This window comes from Leptolyngbya sp. AN02str (genome assembly GCF_050565595.1).
In the GTDB taxonomy this organism is placed as follows: Bacteria; Cyanobacteriota; Cyanobacteriia; order Elainellales; family Elainellaceae; genus Kaiparowitsia.
This window is the reverse complement of sequence record NZ_JBNXVR010000043.1, coordinates 26,473-46,714: the sequence shown is the minus strand read 5'-3', so window position 1 is coordinate 46,714 and position 20,242 is coordinate 26,473. Positions and strand designations below refer to the sequence as shown.

Here is a 20,242-nt window from a genome sequence, read left to right as displayed (position 1 = left end):
CATGCGAGCAAGGTCTCCCCGGTTTGGATAGGGGTGAATAACTCGGACATTAGTTGGAATCGGGCAAAATTGCCGTTCGCAACATGTAGAAAAGAACCGCAGCCTTATAGGTTAAAAAACCTAAAAAAATTGGCAAGATTTGTAGCTGATCCCATCGAGATGCCACTAAAATCAAACCTACCAGCAGGGCAAGCCGAGTCTTACTCAGAGAGTTGCGCTCCCTGCCAAGCTGCTCAACGTTCCTAGCCAACATTCTCAAGTAAACCACACCAGTGCACGCCCCAATCAGATAATTGAGGGCTGTGTTGGCTGAGTAAACAACCCACACCGCAACAAAGGCTACTGCGGTAAACAGAACAATGAGCCGAAATAATTCTTGCTGGAGTTTGTAATACTCCTGCATAGAGGGATCAGGCTCGGGCGACATGGCGCCAGCCTCGTTGGCATTTTGAGGTGGGGTTTCAGGAGATAGATCTGGCGAGTTCACAGATTTAGAATCGTTCCAGACTGTTGACTACATCAATGTTGACCATGAAAGATCATATCACCGACAGGTAACAATACTTAATGGCCTCAACTTGCATTTTCTTGGGCTGGGGCTAGCAAGATAAGCTGGTTATTTAAGAGCGATCGCACCTGTTCTATTCCCAGAGCTGCTTCTACAGCAATTTGCTCAACGGTTTTGTGTTGGTTTTCGTCGCAGAGTTTGAGAAATTTCCATTCTGCTTCATTCAAATTCACAATTTGATAATCGAAGTTGAATAGACAGCGACTATCCCATCCATCCATGCAGGGGTTGCGGAAAGGAATGGCGCTCAGCAGGGCCGCATCGGATGACCAGTCTGATTTCACAAAGGGCGATCGCCCCAGAAAGAATTCATAGTGCGTTGCTGCATCCGGATCGAGCAGCTCAATAAGGCGATAGCGCTGTCGCTCAGTTAGGTGCTCCACCCGCTGCAATACCTCTGGAGCAGAGCCCAACAAGCGATGGATATCCCACACGCGCGGATTTGAGAAACCCAGAAACTCCAACCCCGAGGCATCTATAAGCTCAAACAGAGAATCGATAGAGTAATCGATTTCTTGAGGATGAACGTACATATCGGCAAAGTTTTCGTCACGCTGATTTTCGAGCGACCAACGCTCCTTCTCACGCTTGACGATGCGGTTACCTTCAGGAAGAGCCGCAAAAATTTGACGCCCTAACTGCACCCCGTCGCGGTAGTTTCCCCGCTGCTCGCCTTGGAGAAGTGCGATCGCCTCTTGCATCAACTTAATTTCCCATCGGCCCAGCTCGCCATACACAAAAATGTGCATGAGGCCACCAGGAGCCAGCTTGCGAGCCAGAGTTTGAATTCCCCGAATAGGGTCGGCTGTGTGATGTAGCACGCCCACGCAATTAATGAGATCAAACTCGCCCGGTAGCTGATCGGCATCAAACAGGCTGAGGTGATGAAACTCAACGCGATCAGCACCCGAGCGCTGGCAGCGCTCTTTGGCAACCGCCAATGCGCCAGCGCTCAGGTCAATTCCGGTCACATCAGCATGCGGATTAAGGTGCACGAGATATTCCGTGCCGACTCCGGTACCACATCCTGCATCTAAAATTCGAATATTGTCGCGATCGGGCTTGCGTCCCAAGCAAAAATTGTGGGCCGCCACCCAGTTCCACCGCCAGTTGTAGCCGGGTGGCGGTTCGTCCAATAAAGGTTCAGGCGGAAATGGATAGGTATCGTAAAGGCTAGCAACCGCAGCACTAACCTGTTGGGCATCTGAAGACGGGTTGGTCATGAAAACTCGTTTTGAATGTTGCTCAAGCGGCATTTTTGAGTCTATCGCAACCCCAGAGCCATCATGCCCCAAAGTTAAGGGTCTTGTTTTATATGCACTTGTATGTGCACTTGCAGGCTGAGCCCATTCTGAACGGTTTTCAAGAATGGTTTGGTTTGCCCCAAAGTTGGGCAAACCGGCTAGCAAATTAGCCAAGGCGCATTCTAAAATCTGTCCTTAAAAAAGCAAAGGTCTTGTAGAGCAGCCAATCTGTGTTGCCGATCAGCTCCGTAGGTCGCTCCACGTGAAAATGACAGAGCATTACTAGATATAACCCAAGGGATTGTTTCTGAATCCGGGTCATGCAGACCCTCATGACCCAACCGCCAGAGGGTTTAAAGGTGTTCTACATTCTCTAGCCGAGAACGAACACCGACTTGCTCACGAGAGGATCGCTCAAACCCTGGAGTGGGGGCAGGAGGCTCCTCGCCTAGGTCTTCGACAAACGAAACATCGACCCATACGACATACTCTTGGTCGGAGTCAGACACGGTAACGACGGTTTGATAGCCCTGATTGGCGATCGCGGTAGCAGAACACATTGCATCCAAACGCTCACCAGACATGTACCGTCGATGAAGTTTATACAGCTTCTGCTTAAAGGTCATTCCAGTATGCAGAGTGCCGTCTGCAAAAAATTTGAAAGTACGAACCTGATTGGTACGAACGAAATATGGCAACATGCTGAGTCGATCGCAGAATAACCTAAGAAGAACTGAACAAGAAGCGCAACTTAATTATTAAGCTTCTCTCTTCTATGATGAGAGGCTAAACAAGAAAACGCCTTAAGCTACATAGCTGAAGTTCTAGCTTATTTTGCTGAACCTGACAGGCATCTTTAATCTTTACGTCATATTCATTTTTGCAAGAGATATTAGATTCTGCCTTTAGCCCTCCGTTGGCATGAGCTTGGGCCAGTTCTCACAGAATTTGTATCCTGACGAGAGCTGACCCTGCAGTATTCAAACGTCAGTTTTGGTTCAGACCTTTTCTAAGGTTTGCGCGTTGCGCAAACCTTAGAAAAGGCCATTGCGTGCGTGTTGCGCATACAATAGGCACTTCAGCTTATCCATACTCACGTTATTCAAGAGGACGACAGCAGAAAGCTTTGGTAGTGGTTCACATCCACAAATGTGAACCACTACCAAAGCTTTGTTCAGATGCCAATTGTGCGCTTACCAATTGTGCGCTCAGAGCAGGTTTGCCTTTTTTACCGCTTCTTTCCAGCTCTTAGCAGAAATATCTAGGGCTTGAGCTACGCCCCCCAAAGTTTTATAGGTTGCTTTTAGAGTTTCCTCTGTCCAGAGCTTGGATGACCTTGATGATACTGATACTTCCGACTCAGAGTGCTGCATGTGCTGGAGTTGGCGCTGAGCCTGCTCAATCCGAAGTTGGGCTTCTAGTTTGCGAGCATTTCTCTCTAACCGTCCAATTTCTAGCTCCTCAAGCTCTTTGAGCTTGTGTTCTGCTTCCAGATAGGCGTCAAAATCCATTGCCTGTTCTGCAGCTTGGCGCTGTTGCAAATATTCAAAATAAAAGGAGTTGGACGGCGCTGCCCCTTGCAGCAAAAGGGTAGAGTCGGCACTCTGAAGTTGCGATTCAGGCTCGTCTAAGGACATTGCGTCTGTCAGCATTTGCATCGAGGTCATAAACATTTCCTCATGGGCCTTAGCGGCCTTAACCACAGAAACTCCAGATTCAAACAAGGTGTTTTTGACCGCTTCAAGCTCGCGGTTGCGATCGGCTCTACGTTTCATGGCTAGACGGTCATGTAGTCTTGTTCGATTTGATCTAGCAGCACTTTCAGCGGGGCAGGAAGGAGCGCCCGCTGCTCAATTTCCATATTCCGATAGGCTTGAGCCAATTCCAACATGTCTTCATCCATATCTTTTTGGATGATTTCGATTTGCTGGTAAGCATCGCCCAGTTTGTCTGTTGTTTGCTTCAGCTGCTGCATCACTTCAGCATTTTGGGCAACCAAGGTTTGCACTTGGCGTAAAGCGCGATTGCGCTGGGCCGTCATGTTGCCAAGTTTGCCGCGCATAGAGTTGCGAGAGGCGATCGCTGCTAATAATTTTTGCAAGATACCCTGTTTTTCTTGATCCTTCTTTTTGGCGATCGCAGACTTAGTCTCAACATCTTGCTTTAAGCGCTCCGCCTCTGCCGAAGACTGCTCTAGCTGTTGCCAGAGCTGATCATTTTGCTGGCGAGTTGATTCTAGCTCCTGTCGCAATAGCCCCTGGTTGTACAAACCAACGTGAACCGAGCTTGCTTGAGATTGATTGCGATCGAGTCGTCTCATAAAATTTTACGAATGCTCAAAACATCAAATTCAGATGCAGATGGAATGCCGATAATTCACCCCAAACCCAAGATTCCCGAAATTACAAAAAGGAATGCACCTCAGACTCAACACAGCCATAGCCAGTCCATTCGCTGATATTTTTTAGAGAGCGATCGCTCTTAAGAAAGTAAGACAAAGCGTTTATCATCCAACCCTGATCCGTGCCAAAAGCAGCAACAAATCTCCTAAACCTCATTCAGAAAGTAACAAAACTTATACCTCCTCTCAGCCTTTTACCACCGTCTCGTATGATTGGCTAGGAAAGCAGCGTCAGGTCGTATATACACTTCTTAATAAAGCAGTGTTGAGAAGCCGAAACGTTCTAATCTATTTAATTAAGCTGGATGACCCTGGATGTGTCGTTTAGTAAACTCGCTCAGCCGTATGCCGTTCTTCGCGATACAGCATCGAGCCTCAGCAAACCACACCAGGAAATTCTGACGCGATCACCTAAAGCAACTGTTTATTGAAGGGAGCTTTTGAAATCCGATGAGTGTAAAGGCAAGTGGTGGAAGCTCTGTCGCACGGCCAAACCTATATCAAACTCTGCCCGTTTCAACCATCTCTCAAGCCGAACAGCAAGACCGCTTCTTGGGACGGGGCGAACTCAATGAACTCTCCAGCTTCTTTAGCTCCGGGCTAAAGCGCCTTGAGATTGCCGACACAATTACCCGAAATGCAGAACTGATTGTGTCTCGTGCTGCCAACCGCATCTTTGTAGGCGGTTCTCCAATGGCATTTTTGGAAAAGCCGAGGGAAGAAGAACCCGTCCTCATGACCATGGGCGGCGTCGCGCTCGACACCCGCGAAGCCATGAAATTGGGCACCACCACTTATGTATCCGGTGGCAGCAGCGGTTTTCTAGATGGGATTCGCTCTCTATTTGCTACGCCCAGCGGTGGCCCTACTCCTCCCGGGTTTCGCCCCATCAACGTGGCACGCTACGGCCCCAGCAACATGCAAAAGTCCCTACGTGACTTGAGCTGGTTCCTGCGCTACGTTACCTATGCAATTGTGGCGGGTGACCCCAATATCATTGCGGTCAATACCCGTGGCTTGCGGGAAATTATCGAGAACGCCTGCTCTGGCGATGCCACCATTGTGGCTCTTCAAGAAATGCGAGTTGCAGCCCTGGGCTTGTTCCGCCAAGATGCCGACGCAGCGCTAGTTGTTGCGCAATACTTTGAAGTTCTGATCAACGAATTTGTCGCGCCCACCCCATCTAGCAAGCTGCGCCAGCGGCCTTCTAGCGACCAGCAAGGCCTACAGCTTCCTCAAATCTATTTCAATGCCTCCGAGCGTCGGCCCAAGTACGCCATGAAGCCCGGTTTATCGGCCGTTGAAAAAATTGAAGTTATTAAAGCAGCGTACCGCCAGGTGTTTGAGCGGGACATCACCCGCGCCTACTCCCTCGGCATTTCTGACTTGGAATCCAAGGTGAAGAATGGCGAAATCTCCATGAAGGAGTTCATTCGCCGTTTGGCCAAGTCTCCGCTGTACCGCAAGAATTTCTTCGAGCCTTACATCAACAGCCGCGCGCTAGAGCTAGCCTTCCGTCACGTTTTAGGACGCGGCCCCAGCTCTCGCGAAGAAGTGCAGAAGTACTTCAGCATCGTGTCCAATGGTGGTTTGTCGGCATTGGTTGATGCCCTGGTCGATTCAAAAGAATATTCCGACTATTTTGGAGAAGAGACTGTTCCTTACCTGCGTGGTTTGGGTCAAGAAGCTCAGGAATGTCGCAACTGGGGACCTCAGCAGGATCTATTTAAATACAGCGCGCCGTTCCGCAAAATTCCTCAGTTCATCACGACCTTTGCTCGCTACAACCAACCGCTGCCCGATCAGCACGTGTATGGTTCTGGCAATGATCCGCTGGAAATTCAGTTTGGAGCAATCTTTCCAAAAGAGACTCAAAACCCCAGCACCAAACCTGCGCCCTTTGGCAAAGATACTCGCCGTATTCTGATCAACCGCGGCCCGGGCATTAACAACCAACTCAGCAATCCCGGTGCGCGGGGTGTTGCTCCTGGTTCCCTCGGTCCCAAAGTATTCAAGCTCGATCAAATTCCGAGCAATACCAAAACTTTTGCCAAGGGGCCTCGCGGCTCTGTTTCTACCGGGACTCAGGGCGTTAGCGTTAAGTTTTCGGAAAGCTCAACCCAGGCGGTGATTCGTGCGGCGTACCTCCAAATATTTGGTCGTGACGTGTACGAAGGTCAGCGCCAAAAGGTTGCCGAAATTAAGCTGGAGAACGGCGAAATCACCGTACGTGAGTTTGTTCGCATCTTGGCGAAGTCAGAGCTGTTCCGTAAGCTGTATTGGACTCCGCTGTATGTGACCAAAGCGGTGGAATATATCCACCGTCGGTTGTTGGGTCGTCCTACCTATGGCCGTCAGGAGATGAACCAGTACTTCGACATTTGCTCGAAGAAGGGTTTGTATGGCCTGGTAGAAGCGATGTTGAACAGCCAGGAATATAGCGATGTGTTTGGTGAGGATACGGTTCCGTACGAGCGCTACCTGACTCCGGCTGGTCTGTCACTGCGGAGCAACCGTGTGGGCAGCATTAGCGACAAGGGCATCTTGAAGGTGAAGGCTGACGAAGAAGCTCCGATGTTTGTGCAGTTGGGCGAAGTGAGCGAAGAGCGTTCTGAGCCTGGAATTCAGTTCCGCTCTAGCCAAGGTGTGACCAAGAAGCGCGAACAGCGCAAGGTCTTTAAGCTCACCAACACCTACGATAAGCCTGCGTTGAACACCCTGATTGGAGCTGCCTATCGTCAAATCTTTGAACGGGATGTGGCACCTTACATTGTGCAGAATGAGTTCTCTAAGTTAGAGAGCCGCTTGGGCAATGGTGAGATTACAGTGCGGGAGTTTATTGAAGCACTAGGTACGTCGAACCTGTACACCAAGGAGTTCTACACGCCTTACCCCAATACGAAAGTGATTGAGCTGGGCACAAAGCATTTCTTGGGTCGGGCTCCGTTGGATCAGGCTGAAATTCGCAAGTACAACCAAATTTTGGCGACCCAAGGTTTGAAGGGCTTCATCAATGCAATGGTGAGCACGGAAGAGTATGCTCAGGCCTTTGGCGAGGATACGGTTCCTTACAACCGTTACTTGACGTTGCCTGCGGCGAACTATCCCAACACGCAGAAGCTCTATAATACGCTGACCAAGCAGAATAAGGATCTGGTGGTTCCCAGCTTTGAACCAACGAAATCTAAAATCGATGGTTCGAAGATGCCCTTGATGGGTAAGGCGATCGCTGATATGGCAGCGAGCCAGAATACTTATGTAGACTCTGGGCGATCGCTCTCTACTGAAGCAGAGCGTGAGGCGATGGAAGCCAACCTCAGCGGTATGCGTCGTAAGCCTGCTCGTATTTTTCGAGTGAGCCCTTCCACCAATCAATATGATTTGGCCATGGTGGTAGATGCAATCTACGTTCAGGTGATGGAAGTCTTTAGCGGTCAAGTGCCCGCAGAGTTCCGCTACGTTGAGCTGGAAAACAAGCTGATGAACCGGGAAATTTCGGTGCGTGAGTTTGTTCAGAGCTTGGCATCGTCTGAGGCTTATAGCCAGCGCTTCTTGGCGCACTATCCCCAAGCGAAAGGTGTGGAATTCTTGTTCCGCCATCTGTTGGGTCGGGCACCTGCAACCCAAGCCGAAACTCGTGAATACTCGATTCTGTTGAGCGATCGCGGTTTGAAGGCTGCCGTTGCGGCGCTCGTCAACAGTGCAGAGTATGCTCGCTACTTTGGAGATGATGTGGTTCCATACAAGCGCTTTCCTTCCACGACAGATGGTTCGGTAGACAGCAGCTTGGCAGACGTCGATTTGCTCAACCAAGGCGAGTCGAATCGATAAGTGCAAATAGGTGAGTCAGAGACAACCATCAACCTGAAATAGACCCCATTAGTTCTAGGTTGGTCGAGTCATCCGCAAAGAAAGCTCCCGGACAATGTTCGGGAGTTTTTTTAACGACAGTTTCGGTTATGGGTGTTTCAGCTTATCCAAAACTGACGGTTTTTAACCAGGTGGCAACATTTCAACTCGCACCGTGGGATCAGGAAACGTGGCGCGATCGCGCCAGAATAATAGCCACCCCAACATGTGGTAGTCTCCACATTCATGAACCTGACAGACTGCCTGAATTTTCGATTCACGCTTGTAGTGCACAGATCTAGAGCAGCCCCGGAATCGAATCGTGGCCGATGCCCATGCCAGCACCATTCCCAAACTTCGGTTGGGGCTTACGCATTTCATCCAAAAAACCAGGGATAAGCGCTCCAAACATCATCAACTCATCATTCAACTGCGTAAGTCCTGTTCGGTATCAGGCAAGATGAGCGTAAATTGGCTGCCTTTGCCCAACTCCGACTGAACCACAATATCTCCACCGTGGAGTTGAGCCAGTTTGCGAGCAAGAACCAGCCCCAAACCCGTCCCCTCATAGCGACGACTGAGACCACTATCAAGCTGCAAAAATGCTTGAAACAGTTTTTCCTGATCGGCAGGAGCAATGCCAATCCCCGTATCAGTAACAATGAAATGAATCGCCCGACCGACAGCGCAAACGCTCAAGCGAACGTATCCTTCATTCGTAAACTTAACCGCGTTGGATAACAAATTCGAGAGGATTTGCTTTAATCGACGCTTATCAGCAACACATACGGTTAAGTCTGGTTCAATATCTAAATGTAATGGCAAATTGCGCTGACGTGCCGTTTCTTGTACCATGCCGACGCAAGCATCACAAACTTCTTGAACCACCACTGGTTCTAAAAATAATTCCTCTCGTCCGGCTTCTATCTTCGATAAGTCGAGCAGGTCATTAATAAGATCGAGCAAATGCTGTCCGCAGGAGGCGATCGCTTCAATATATTTTTGCTGCTCTGGATTGAGCACACTCTCCAATTGATCGGTCAGGATATTCGTAAATCCAAGAATCCCTGTTAGGGGCGTTCTAAGCTCGTGACTCATATGGGCCAAAAACTCGCTTTTGGCCCGGTTGGCTGCTTCTGACAAATATTTTTCGTGAACCAGCTCTTTCGTCCGCTTTTGCACAAGCGCTTCGAGTTGGGCATAGCTTTGGGCGTTACACAAGGCGATCGCCGCTTGGTTGGCAATTTGCTGGAGGAGCTGAATCTCGGTTGGGGTAAACATGCGGGGAGCCACAACCGTATGCAATTCCAAACCGCCCATAAAAACATCGTGCATAAAGATCGGAACGGCCAACACCGACTGCAACCAATACTGAGTGATCATCTCTTGGCGAGTAGAGTTAGCTGGAAGCGTACTGTAGTGCGGCACATGCAACACCCAATCAACAGGCATCTCTCCCGGACAAACGGCCGCATCAAACCAGTGGCAAGCTGGTGCAGTAAACGTTGCCATAGAAGGCACATTGGCATCGGCCAACCATTCACACTTGGTTTGAATTGAATCAGCATGGGTGTTGTAAATGATGACCCGATCAACCTGGAAGGTTTCGCCAGTCAGCCGTACAATCTCTTGCAAGATAAAGGTTGGATCGAGGCTGGAGTTGATGGACTGGCTAATGTGGTTCAGCAATTGTTCGTGCTGAGCATGGCGCTGCACCTGTTCAAACAGTCGAGCTTGGTGAACCGCAATCGCACATTGATCAGCCACCGCAGATGCCAAATCGCAATCATCATCCGTCCACATACGCGGGCGATCGCATTGGTGAACAATAATGCCGCCCAGCAAATTACCTTGATGCAACAGCGGAAACATCGCAAACGCACGAATATTGTTTGTAGCAGCGTAGGAGTAAGCCACGCGGGGCAACACTTCAGAGTGATTTGCATTCACATCCATAATGACGACCGGTTGCCCTGCCCTCATCTGTTCATAGTAGTGTTCAAAGATGGGACATTGCACAACCCTATGATGGAGCACGTCGCGATCTCTTGACTCCTGGCTAACTTGGCGAACATAAACTCCCGATTGTGGCTCTAGGGTAAACAAGCAGCAACGCTCAACCTGGAGGGCCTCATGCAACATATCAGCCGTAGTTTGCATCACCTCATCTAGCTGCAATGTCTCCCGCATCGCCCGCACAATTTGATTCACCAAAGCCTCACGCTTAAGTTGCTGCTGCAACCGACGGCTAATGGCTTGCTGCTGCCGTCGCAGCGAAAATTCATCGAGCGATCGCCGCAGCACCATCGGCAACCGAAACAGGCGATCTTTCATGACATAGTCTGTCATACCAGCCTTAATGCACTCAACCGCCGCATCATCTTCTAAATTACCCGTCACCAAAATGAGCGGAATTTCTTGTCGAGCCTCTCTCAACAGCTTGAGCGTTTGGTAAGCAGTAAAGCCCTGTAGCCGATAATCGCTCAGCACCGCATCATACGAGCGAGATGCCAAATACTCACGGCAGACCTCAATGCGGTCAACCACATCAAATTCAAAGTCAATCTGAGCAGCTTCAAGCGCCATGCTCATCAGCTCTACATCCAACAAAGAATCTTCTACAAACAGAAGACGAAGCGGTGACATCGTTGGCTGTTGCGTGAGGTGGCTAGTATTTTCTGACCGTGGGCGCGACAAAACCATAGCTCAAGGTTGGACAACGATAGAATTGCACAAATCGTCCAAACAGGTATAAAGCCTGGATAAACCATCATAACAACCTACAGGATAGTCCGACCCTTCAGATAAAAGATCCGTAGATTTGCAAGGAGAAATCACAGGTTATCTTACGACATCGTAAGGACCTCGACACCATGAAAACCCAGACCCCAAAGCTCTGTGCCGCCCGCTGTGCAGGCGGCACAGAGCTTTGGGATTTTGTGTTTGATAATGGCGGCCTAGTTAATTAAATAAATCGTTGGGTTTTGGTTGGGAAAAGCAAGTCCACACGCTAAGTCAACCAAGCTATGAGCGAATTGGCAGAGGAGGCCGATTTAGCAGCATCCAGTACAGACCAACCTGGCTTGCAACTTCAGTGAACTGCTGAAAATCTAATGGTTTAACGATATAGCTATTCACTCCTAATTCATAGCAAGCATTCAAATCTCGATCTTCTTGAGAAGATGTCATCACCACCACAACCATGTTTTGAGTGCGCGGGTGTGTTCGCAGCGTTTGCAACACTCGAATGCCATTGATCTTTGGCAACTTTAAGTCGAGAAGGAGCAGTCGGGGCAACGGTGACTGAGGCGACTGTCCTTCGCGGCCCAACAAGTACTGTAGAGCTTGCTCGCCATCATATGCAACATCTAACTGTTCAATCAGGTTGCTATCACTAAAAGCAAGGCGTATTAGCTCAACATCGTTTGGATCATCTTCTACTAATAAAATACGAGCAGGTTCTATATCTAAACAACTCATATCAGTTAGGTTGACAGCTTATGAATAACTTTAGAATCCAGCAATAAAAATATCACCCACCGAATCTATCTACAGAATAACTGACAGGTTTGCGCTCACTGATTAAGCCAACAATGCGCCACGATGTGCCCTTTGAAGCGTTAATTTAGCAATTGAAAATGATGTATCGCCTCTTGTAGAGATTTATCCTACGCTCTCCTGGTTTAGATCGATACTGGGGCGATCGCTGCGATCGCTGCATCTCTCACATTCCACCAGCCAGGTAAACCATCGAAACCTGTCAAATCAATGGACTTTGACTAGGCGAAAAAGGCCAAGCACCAATTTACCTGTCTTTTTAAATGCAATAGAGTCATCAGGTGATTCATTAAGAATAACGTTAATGGAATATCATTCGCGAAATCGCACGACTCGCAATAACTCGTAAAAACCAAAAAATAGTTACTTATCAAACACTCATTTAGGTGTATGAAATCACCTGATTAAAATCATCTTTCGTTTGAAAAATTTTGGCTTGGCCTAAATCTTTGATTTTTTGTCCCTCCTTTTGCAGAAGAGCGTGCCATGGAAAACATTAGATTACGGTGAGTCTTAGGTAAAAGCAAGTCCCTTTTTGGGGTTCACTTTCAACCCAAATATGGCCCCCATGCCGATGAACAATTCGCTGTACGATCGCCAGCCCAATGCCATTCCCTTCAAATCCCTGCTGGGAGTGCAAACGTTGAAACGCGCCAAAAATTTCATCGGCGTACTCCATGGAAAAGCCTACGCCATTGTCCCGCACAAAAATTGTGTTGTCGTCTAAGCTTCCTACTTCAATGCAGGGAGGCATCGCCCCACGACTAAATTTGACAGCATTGCTGAGTAGGTTGGTAAACACCTGTTGCAGCAGATCTTCATCACCCAAAACGGTGGGTAAAGGTGCCACGATGAATATTGGCTCATCAATCGTCGTTTCAGCTGTATCGGGCGCATGTCGATTGCTGAGCGCGATCGCTCGGGTCACCAGGGGATTGAGAGCCACAGGTTGGTAGCCCATACGACGGCGACCAATCCGCGATAGGGTCAGCAACCCATCAATTAACTGTCCCATTTTGTGACTGCTTTGCTCAATAATATTGAGATAGTGAAGCACTTTGGGATTGGCGATCGCATCAGTTGTTGCCAGTTGGCCGCGCAATGCCATCACAAACCCGTTAATGTGGCGAAGCGGAGCACGCAAATCGTGAGAAACCGAGTAGGAAAAAGATTCCAACTCGTGGTTAATTGCCTCTAGCTGAATGGTGCGCTCAGTCAGCGTGCGACGGGCCTCGACCAATTCGGTAATATTTCGAGAGGATGCGATCAAGGCGTAGACCTGACCATTTGGACGCTTGAGCGGAATTTTGTACGTGTCGAGATGGCCTTTGCCTTCGGGAAGATCGACGGCCTCTTGCAGATGAAGCGTCTCCCCAGTTTCAAAGACGTGGCGGTTTTGCTCCAGAATATGGGCCAGCTCTTCTGATGAAAACCAGTCACGAATCGTCTTACCTTCCAGCTCTTTGCGGCTTTGGGCACCAACAGCCCGGGCCATCAAATCATTACAAAATGGAATCGTCATGGTATCGCGCTCAACAACCATGATGTAATCGGGCAGCGCATTAAAAAAGGTAGTTAGCTCGGCGGTACGTTGTTCAACCAATAATTCAAGCTGAGTATTCAACCGTCGAATTTCGCGTTCAGCCAGCTTGCGATCGCTAATATTTTGCATGGTGCCGTAGAGCTTAAGTTTGGTGGCATCATCATGCAGCCAGCGCAGCCGCACCAAAACATCAAGTTCGTAGTCATCAACATGCAGGGCACGGTGTTCAAACTCATCAAAACTGCCAACATTGGGCTGCTGAAGGGCGGCACCAATTTTCACCACAAACAAAGCCCTATCCAATGGGTGAATGCATTGATGCAAAAACTCTGAAAAGGAGAGAATGAGAGGCTCAACCGAGCTTGGGTTGATTCCCAAAAGCGTTTGAAACTGAACGCTCAAACACACGGTTTGAGATTCAGGATAGTATTCCCAGTAGCCTAGCTGGGCCATGCTAAGAGCTTCAGAAAGCTGTGCTTGGTTGCGTCGTAGCTGTTCTTCTACCTGTTTGCGGGCTGTAATGTCTTGCCCAATTCCAATCACACTTCCATCGGCCAAACGAATATTGGCCCAGGATGTATCTAACACTCGGCGATCGCGCGTTACCGTTTTGAAATCCATCCATTGGCCTGTTGATTCACTAACCCATGCAAGACTGCGTTCATATTCCTGTAGATTTGGGTAGCAATAATAAAGAATATCGTTATGGATATATTCTTCCTTGGTCCATCCTAAGGTTTGTTCTAGCGCAGCATTGATGAGCTCAACCTTACCAGTGCTAGAGATAAACAGCAGCATGACCGGAACATGATCGATAATGGCCTGTAGAATTTCTGCTTGATTTTCGAGTTCCCGATCGCGCTGCTGTCGATGTACCGCCGTCGCCAAAATATTTGCGATCGCCTGCAAAAAATCTTGATCTTCATCAGCGAAGTTTTTGGGCTGGGGAGAACAGGCTGTAATTACCCCAACTGGGCGATCGCGCCCCGAAATCGCAATGCTGATGCCGCTGACAATGCCGTAATCTTGAAACAAACGAGACCCTAAAAATGGGTGATCGCGCTGGAGATCCTCCAGCACGATAGGCGCAAGCGCACCATGTTCCGCCTTTTCCCTAGCCGAACGTTGGCCATTGTGGAGCAACACATAGCCAGACAGCGATTCCTGGCTAATGGGCATGTGGGTCCCGACCAACTCTTGCCACGGCCAACCCTGCACCGCCCGAAACACAAGCGTATGTTCATCACACAGCTCCAAAATTTTGCAGTACTCCACCTGTAGCCCCTGAGCAACAAACTGGGCAGCCGCCTGCATCAGCTCTTGCAGGGCAGCTCCAGCCAAAGCCTGTTGACTGAGTTGAGCAACAATGCGCTGCTGCTGAGTGCGCAACCGCAGCAACTGCTCACCCTGTTTGCGATCGCTCACATCTACCCCAATGCCCCAAGCCGCCCAACCGGGAATGGGCCACACATCACTCACGCTCGACCAAGAGATCGTTTTCACACGACCATCTTTACCAACCAGATCCCATTCCCAGTTGCGGTACATATTTCCCCGCTGTTGCCACAGAGCCATCTGCTGCGCTAAGTAATCTGCATTGGGATACAGCTTGGCCCAGATATCCGGCTTGCCTACCACTTCTTCCGCCGCATACCCCGTTGTCCGCTCACACTCTTGATTCCAAACAATAATGTTGCCAGCGTCATCCTTAGCATTCACCAGCACAGGAATGTTCTCAAATAAGATGCGCAAACGAGCTTCATTTCGCAGCAGTGCGGCTTCGGCCATTTTGCGATCATGAATATCCTGCACGACCCCAATCACCGACTCCGGTTGCCCCTCCTCATCTCGCAAGAGCGATAGGGTTAAATGAACCCAGATGAAGGAACCATCTTTGCGGATATAGCGCTTTTCCAAAGAGAAGTGAGATCTGATGCCGTTTGCCACCTCTTGGCTAGCAGCTAAATCTGTATCCACGTCGTCGGGATGGGTAATGGAGGCATAGTGGATATGCTGTAGCTCATCTGCGGTGTACTGCACCATATCCACAAAGCGCTGATTGGTTCTGATATACAGTCCTGTTAACGAAGACTGCAAAATGCCCACGGCGGCTTGATTAAAAATTTGCTCAAATAGCTGAGCCCCGGTACGGTCGGGGATGGTGTCTTCAACAGGCTTGGAAGAGGTAGGTGAGGAAATCGGCAGGTAGGACTGCACTTTGGCTGAACCACTTTCAGGCGGGGCGATCGCCCGCTCCGTTGGGGTCGATTCAGCCAAGCCCAATTCGGTAGTTTTTTGCCCAATTGGAACCTGTGAAGCCTGAGTTGCCAGCCATTCATAGGCATGCAGCAGCTGACTCAGCAGTTGAGGATCGACGGTTGCAGGAGTTTGGCACTGTTGTAGCGCGACGTTGAGGCTGAGTCCCCACGGTTTTAGCCGGGTGGCCTGCTGAGGCAAAACCTCTGTTTGGCAGTACAGCAGCAAAAACCACAGCTCACCCGATGGCACAAGGCAACCAATCCCAACAACGCATGGCTGATGGGGCGATCGCCGCAGCACAACAACATCGCAGGGTGCAACAGGTTCAGCCCCCAGTCGCGGACAGCCGTCCCTATCCGTTTCCAGACCGAATCCTCGAACCAGCTCCCCCAACCTTGCATGGCACGCTGGAGATAGTGATCCCAGAGCGATCGCATGATTTGGCCCAGGTTGAGGAAACAGAGAGGCCGCATTAGTTTCGTCTCCGACCCAAGCAATAGACGCTAAACTCCAGGTTGGCGGATGATCCCGAAGCGCTTCACCATCCGTCATTGTTGGCCGTAGCACCCATCCCTCTACGGATCGACAGTCAGCTTGTCGATTCGCTCGATGATTCGCTCGATGATTCGCTCGACCATCAGCCGCAGGCCCTAATTCGCCACTCAGCTGCTCAAATAGGTAATGGGCTACATGCCGCATTATGGCTTCTGGAGTGTGGGCCACAGCACTTGCCTGCCGCAGGGCAGCACTCCAACTGAGAATGACAACGGCAGGAAGAGATGCCAAATCGTTCATGTGGCCCAGGTGAGAAGGAGCTATCGCTCAAGGCTAAATCATCCACCAATTCTTCGGCCAGCTGGGAGGCAAATCTTTAACCTCGCCAATGTCCCACGGTGTCAATATCCCACGGTTGTTCGCCCTTGCTGGTGCTCAGGGCCTGCACCTAAGCTTTAGCGACGACCAATCATCCCGGAAACCTACGCAGCAACGGACTAAGCCGCAAGGCTAACAATTCCAGACCATTGCACCTTTTTTTGGGGATTGCGACGGTAAGAATAGAAGTGCTCAGGGGTTTGATAGGTGCAATAGGGGGCGATCGCCACTTGAGCCTCGGTAAACCCCAACCGCATCAATTGCAGAAGATTAATTTGCCGCACATCCAGCCGTACACGACCGGGCTGCTCGTCGGGCAAAATGGGAGGCTGAGGAAACTGTCGCAACTCGTTTAAAATAGCCGCTACATCTAGCTCTGGGCGATCGCGCAAACCATTGCCCGCTGAGGTTGCCACGCTCTTAACCACACTAGCCCCGACTTCAGCCGCCACCGTGGTAGAGACCTGATACACTTCTCCAGCGATCGCTGGCCCCAATGCCACCCGCAAATCAGACAGGCAACTGCCGGATTGCTGTAATCGGGCGATCGCCTCTGGCACAATCTTGGCCGCAGTCCCTCGCCAACCGGCATGCACCGCAGCCACTTGCCCCGTTCTCACATCGGCAATGAGCGCAGGTACACAATCTGCCGAGCACACCCACGCGGCCTGGGCGGGCTGATGTACCACCACCCCATCTGCCGAGGGCAGACTTTCATCGGGTTTTGCGATCGCCGCATGGCCCTCAATCTCATCGGGGCTAAGAACTCGGTTACCATGCACTTGCTTTACTCGATATACGGCCGCCTCAGGATGCAGCGCATGGGTCAAGTCTTCGGGCAAGCGCGGCGAACACTGCTGCGTAAAAAAACCGTGGGGAAACTCCTGCAACAAGCTGCATGTCAAATACGGCAATTCTTCCCAAGATTGCCATTGCCAGGTAGGGTGAAGACTCATAAGTACACCAAACGGGTAAGCGTGCCACGTGGATCTTAGCTTTATCGTTTCCGATGCGAAAGGTGGCTACAGCACTTCTTGCATTGGAAGCACATCGGCAGTGCAACCGCGCCACCGTTTTGCTCACTGGACTCATACATTGATGTTGTGGGTAGGGTACGAAGCACTCTACCCACAACATCAACACACCAGATTTAGTGGGCTTGCGTAAGTCCTGGCTCAATTTGAGGGTGTGAATGATAGAGGGTGTGAATGACATTTGATCTCACTCAGCTAACTCAGCATTTGCAGCATTTCCAAGATTTCCCCTTTGAAGATGCTCCCTGGTTTTGCCAGCCCTTGCCAAATGCGCCAATCCAGATTTACGACGTGGTGCCATCCACCAATGCTTTGGTCTGGCAACAGATAGAGGAAGGCGCACCCGAAGGCACCGTAGCGATCGCCCTTCAGCAAACGGCAGGCAAGGGGCAGCGGGGACGGCAATGGCAATCGGCACCCGGCGGACTCTACCTATCCATGGCGATCGCCCCCCACATCGCAGCAACCGAAGCCATGCAGCTCACCCTCATGAGTGCATGGGGCATTGCTACGGTGCTGCATCGCTACGGCGTTCCCGTACAGATCAAATGGCTCAATGATTTGGTGATTCACGGTCGCAAGCTGGGCGGCATTTTGGCCGAAACTCGCATTCGACAGGGGCAGGTGGCCCATGCGGTCATTGGGGTCGGGCTCAACTGGTGCAACCCCGTGCCTGATCCCGGCATTACCCTACGCTCGGCACTGCCTCAAGTTCCTCCAGAGTCGCCTTGGGCGATCGCCTCCCTGGAAGCCGTAGCAGCGATCGTCATTCGAGGCATCGTGGGCGGCTATACCTATTGGCGGGCGGCTGGCATTGCAGCGCTCATTCCCCAATACGAAGCCCTGCTCTACAACATGGGACACCCCGTAGAGGTAGCACATGGAGTCTGCACCATTGTAGGCATTACCGAAACCGGAGGCTTAAGAGTGAAACGCTCCTCCGGTCAAGAAATCCAGATTCCACCAGGAGAAATTCAGCTCGGTTATGCCTAAATCGATAGCTCCCCAGCCGCCACTCCAGATTTATCGCATTTCTGCGGAACATAACCTAGGACAGAAGCGACTATGATCAGCGAGGAACGTGCAGTTTTGGGGAGATCGGTGTTCTTGGTTGGCAAGCTGTTTTTTGTGAACTAACGAAAAAACGCAACACTCAGCTTCTCAACGTGAACTTTATAAACTATCCCCCAGGTGGGTGAAATCGTGGTAAAGAACGTCACTTTTCACTCTGATTCTGTAAAGAATCCAGTACAATTCCTTGAAGCAGTGGAGCCATGACCGTGATTTCACACAGGCTGCCAACGGTGTCTTTTATATTTAGTGACGCGAACGAACGGTGATGACTCAGAAACCTAGCAAAGCTCGTAACTCACACTCTGGCTCTAGTCAATGGTCTGCAGTTCTGTTGCTAACTCTATTCGCAGGAACCAGCACCCTCATCAACGGCCTATCCATTGCGCTGGCTTCTCCAGAAGGGGATGCACCTGCCGTTCCCAGCGCTCAAGATTTGCTCACTCCGGCGGTACCGCCCGCACCAGCCTACACGCCGCCCAAGCCTGAACCTGCCCCGGCTCCGGTTGAGCGGGCAGCAGAGCCAGCACCCCAACCTGTTGCCGAACCAGCACCCCAGCGAGCCGCAGAACCGCAGGCCGAGCCGGTGGTTCGCTCCCAACCTGCGCCCCAAGCTCCTGCAGCAGCCCAAGAATCGACTAATGAAACCCCCACTGTGGCTCAGCCAGCACCGGAGCGATCGCCCACGGCTCCTCAGGTACCGCAAGTGACTGAGGTTCCGGTGATTTCTCCTAATGGCAACCGAGGCGATCGCGCCCTCACCGACTTTAGCGAACTCTACATTGACACCACCGATTACAGTGTCGGAGCAACCGAGGGCAACCAGCCTACCGTGCTGTTCTCAGAACGATCGACCGGATGCGAAGAGGCCATGCAGCCTGGTCAGGGAGTTCCGGCTAGTATTTGCCGCGCCGTACAAAGCCGGATGGCCCAGCAGCAAAATGGCGATGTCCCCGGAGCAGCTGGCCAAGCGACCCCACAAGCGATCGCCACTCGCGGGGCAGGTGGTTCTGGATCGGCAGGTGTGTCCAATCCCCTCTCGCTTCAATCGTTTTACAATCGCACCCTACGGCCTTTAGCCGTGTCCGGCAACGGAAACGTCACACTGCTATATCCCCTCTCCATTCCAGCGGCCATTACTTCGGTGTTTGGCTGGCGAGTGCACCCAATTTCGGGCGATCGCCGCTTCCATACGGGAACAGACCTGGCTGCACCAACGGGCACTCCCATCGTAGCGGCTAAATCTGGCAAAGTAGATGTCGCTGGCTTTATGGGTGGCTACGGCTTAACCGTGGTGCTCAACCACAGCAATGGGCGAGAGCAAAGTTTGTATGCTCACATGTCGGAAATCTTTGTCCGACCAGGCGAAGAGGTGAATCAAGGCGACGTAATTGGTCGAGTTGGCAGCACTGGAAATTCAACCGGACCGCACCTGCACTTCGAGTTTCGTGAGCTGACCTCGGAAGGTTGGGTTGCGCTGGATGCAGGCTTGGCTTTGCAAACGGCCCTGGCTCAGTTTGTCAGTGGCTTCCGATTGGCTCAACTGCCTGCGCCTCAGTTCAGTCCCAATTTTGATGTCGAGGCAAAAGTGTTGCCCACGCTGGCGATTAGTCAACTACAAGACTTTGGCAAGCTGGCTGGTGGTGTGTTGCCTGAGGTGGCGATCGCCGCTCCAGGAACCATTGCGGCACCAGCAACCGCCAAGGAAACCGCCCAGCCCGCCACAGCACCAGCCATTCAACAGGCTCCACAGGCCAGTGACCTGCCTCAAGCTCCGCCAGTGGACGACCTACCTGAGGTGCGGGTACAGGCATCTATTGCCAATTAACTGCCAATTAACTG

General features: G+C 50.9%; 13 protein-coding genes. 3 read left to right on the top strand and 10 right to left on the bottom strand.

Translation table 11 applies throughout. The features are described 5' to 3' along the window. Positions 1 to 49: 49 nt before the first annotated feature. From ACQ4M4_RS23530 to ACQ4M4_RS23510, 5 genes are all read right to left on the bottom strand, one after another. Positions 50 to 487: an ATP synthase subunit I gene (locus tag ACQ4M4_RS23530; protein WP_430686915.1), complete on the bottom strand. Its 438-nt coding sequence runs from the start codon at positions 485 to 487 to the stop codon at positions 50 to 52. Between the two features lie 86 nt (positions 488 to 573). Further along, positions 574 to 1,791, bottom strand: coding sequence for a class I SAM-dependent methyltransferase (locus ACQ4M4_RS23525; RefSeq protein ID WP_430686914.1), 1,218 nt, complete (start codon positions 1,789 to 1,791; stop codon positions 574 to 576). Positions 1,792 to 2,165: 374 nt separating this feature from the next. Next, a complete protein-coding gene (locus ACQ4M4_RS23520) occupies positions 2,166 to 2,438 on the bottom strand; it encodes a hypothetical protein (RefSeq protein WP_430686913.1) in 273 nt (90 codons plus the stop codon). A gap of 582 nt (positions 2,439 to 3,020) precedes the next feature. Next, positions 3,021 to 3,587, bottom strand: a complete 567-nt coding sequence (locus ACQ4M4_RS23515; protein ID WP_430686912.1) for a hypothetical protein — start codon at positions 3,585 to 3,587, stop codon at positions 3,021 to 3,023. Between the two features lie 2 nt (positions 3,588 to 3,589). Beyond that, the gene (locus tag ACQ4M4_RS23510; RefSeq protein ID WP_430686911.1) at positions 3,590 to 4,132 is read right to left on the bottom strand and encodes a hypothetical protein; all 543 of its coding nucleotides are present in this window, start codon (positions 4,130 to 4,132) and stop codon (positions 3,590 to 3,592) included. Between the two features lie 531 nt (positions 4,133 to 4,663). On the opposite strand from ACQ4M4_RS23510, the gene ACQ4M4_RS23505 reads away from it, so the two are divergent. After that, on the top strand, positions 4,664 to 8,044 hold the full coding sequence (locus tag ACQ4M4_RS23505; protein WP_430686910.1) for a phycobilisome rod-core linker polypeptide: 3,381 nt from the start codon (positions 4,664 to 4,666) through the stop codon (positions 8,042 to 8,044). Between the two features lie 162 nt (positions 8,045 to 8,206). On the opposite strand, the gene ACQ4M4_RS23500 is transcribed toward ACQ4M4_RS23505, so the two are convergent. The 5 genes from ACQ4M4_RS23500 to pgeF form a co-directional block, all read right to left on the bottom strand. Then, the gene (locus tag ACQ4M4_RS23500; RefSeq protein ID WP_430686909.1) at positions 8,207 to 8,443 is read right to left on the bottom strand and encodes a hypothetical protein; all 237 of its coding nucleotides are present in this window, start codon (positions 8,441 to 8,443) and stop codon (positions 8,207 to 8,209) included. A 45-nt stretch (positions 8,444 to 8,488) separates the two neighbouring features. Further along, complete coding sequence (locus tag ACQ4M4_RS23495) at positions 8,489 to 10,708, bottom strand: GAF domain-containing protein (RefSeq protein ID WP_430686908.1); 2,220 nt, start codon at positions 10,706 to 10,708, stop codon at positions 8,489 to 8,491. 378 nt (positions 10,709 to 11,086) lie between these two features. Then, positions 11,087 to 11,542, bottom strand: a complete 456-nt coding sequence (locus ACQ4M4_RS23490) for a response regulator (RefSeq protein WP_430686907.1) — start codon at positions 11,540 to 11,542, stop codon at positions 11,087 to 11,089. Between the two features lie 574 nt (positions 11,543 to 12,116). Then, positions 12,117 to 16,217, bottom strand: a complete 4,101-nt coding sequence (locus tag ACQ4M4_RS23485; protein WP_430686906.1) for a PAS domain S-box protein — start codon at positions 16,215 to 16,217, stop codon at positions 12,117 to 12,119. A gap of 197 nt (positions 16,218 to 16,414) precedes the next feature. Beyond that, complete coding sequence (pgeF, locus tag ACQ4M4_RS23480; protein WP_430686905.1) at positions 16,415 to 17,251, bottom strand: peptidoglycan editing factor PgeF; 837 nt, start codon at positions 17,249 to 17,251, stop codon at positions 16,415 to 16,417. 252 nt (positions 17,252 to 17,503) lie between these two features. Here pgeF and ACQ4M4_RS23475 point away from each other — a divergent pair, with 252 nt between their 5' ends. After that, positions 17,504 to 18,322, top strand: a complete 819-nt coding sequence (locus tag ACQ4M4_RS23475; RefSeq protein ID WP_430686904.1) for a biotin--[acetyl-CoA-carboxylase] ligase — start codon at positions 17,504 to 17,506, stop codon at positions 18,320 to 18,322. A 346-nt stretch (positions 18,323 to 18,668) separates the two neighbouring features. After that, complete coding sequence (locus tag ACQ4M4_RS23470; protein ID WP_430686903.1) at positions 18,669 to 20,228, top strand: peptidoglycan DD-metalloendopeptidase family protein; 1,560 nt, start codon at positions 18,669 to 18,671, stop codon at positions 20,226 to 20,228. Positions 20,229 to 20,242 lie beyond the last annotated feature (14 nt).

What these genes read in the sequence shown, in the direction of transcription:
- ACQ4M4_RS23525 (WP_430686914.1), bottom strand. Translation starts at nt 1,791, where the DNA reads ATGACCAACCCGTCTTCAGATGCCCAACAGGTTAGTGCTGCGGTTGCT.
- ACQ4M4_RS23520 (WP_430686913.1), bottom strand. Translation starts at nt 2,438, where the DNA reads ATGACCTTTAAGCAGAAGCTGTATAAACTTCATCGACGGTACATGTCT.
- ACQ4M4_RS23515 (WP_430686912.1), bottom strand. Translation starts at nt 3,587, where the DNA reads ATGAAACGTAGAGCCGATCGCAACCGCGAGCTTGAAGCGGTCAAAAAC.
- ACQ4M4_RS23510 (WP_430686911.1), bottom strand. Translation starts at nt 4,132, where the DNA reads ATGAGACGACTCGATCGCAATCAATCTCAAGCAAGCTCGGTTCACGTT.
- ACQ4M4_RS23505 (WP_430686910.1), top strand. Translation starts at nt 4,664, where the DNA reads ATGAGTGTAAAGGCAAGTGGTGGAAGCTCTGTCGCACGGCCAAACCTA.
- ACQ4M4_RS23500 (WP_430686909.1), bottom strand. Translation starts at nt 8,443, where the DNA reads ATGAAATGCGTAAGCCCCAACCGAAGTTTGGGAATGGTGCTGGCATGG.
- ACQ4M4_RS23495 (WP_430686908.1), bottom strand. Translation starts at nt 10,708, where the DNA reads ATGTCACCGCTTCGTCTTCTGTTTGTAGAAGATTCTTTGTTGGATGTA.
- ACQ4M4_RS23490 (WP_430686907.1), bottom strand. Translation starts at nt 11,542, where the DNA reads ATGAGTTGTTTAGATATAGAACCTGCTCGTATTTTATTAGTAGAAGAT.
- ACQ4M4_RS23485 (WP_430686906.1), bottom strand. Translation starts at nt 16,217, where the DNA reads ATGAACGATTTGGCATCTCTTCCTGCCGTTGTCATTCTCAGTTGGAGT.
- pgeF (WP_430686905.1), bottom strand. Translation starts at nt 17,251, where the DNA reads ATGAGTCTTCACCCTACCTGGCAATGGCAATCTTGGGAAGAATTGCCG.
- ACQ4M4_RS23475 (WP_430686904.1), top strand. Translation starts at nt 17,504, where the DNA reads ATGACATTTGATCTCACTCAGCTAACTCAGCATTTGCAGCATTTCCAA.
- ACQ4M4_RS23470 (WP_430686903.1), top strand. Translation starts at nt 18,669, where the DNA reads ATGACTCAGAAACCTAGCAAAGCTCGTAACTCACACTCTGGCTCTAGT.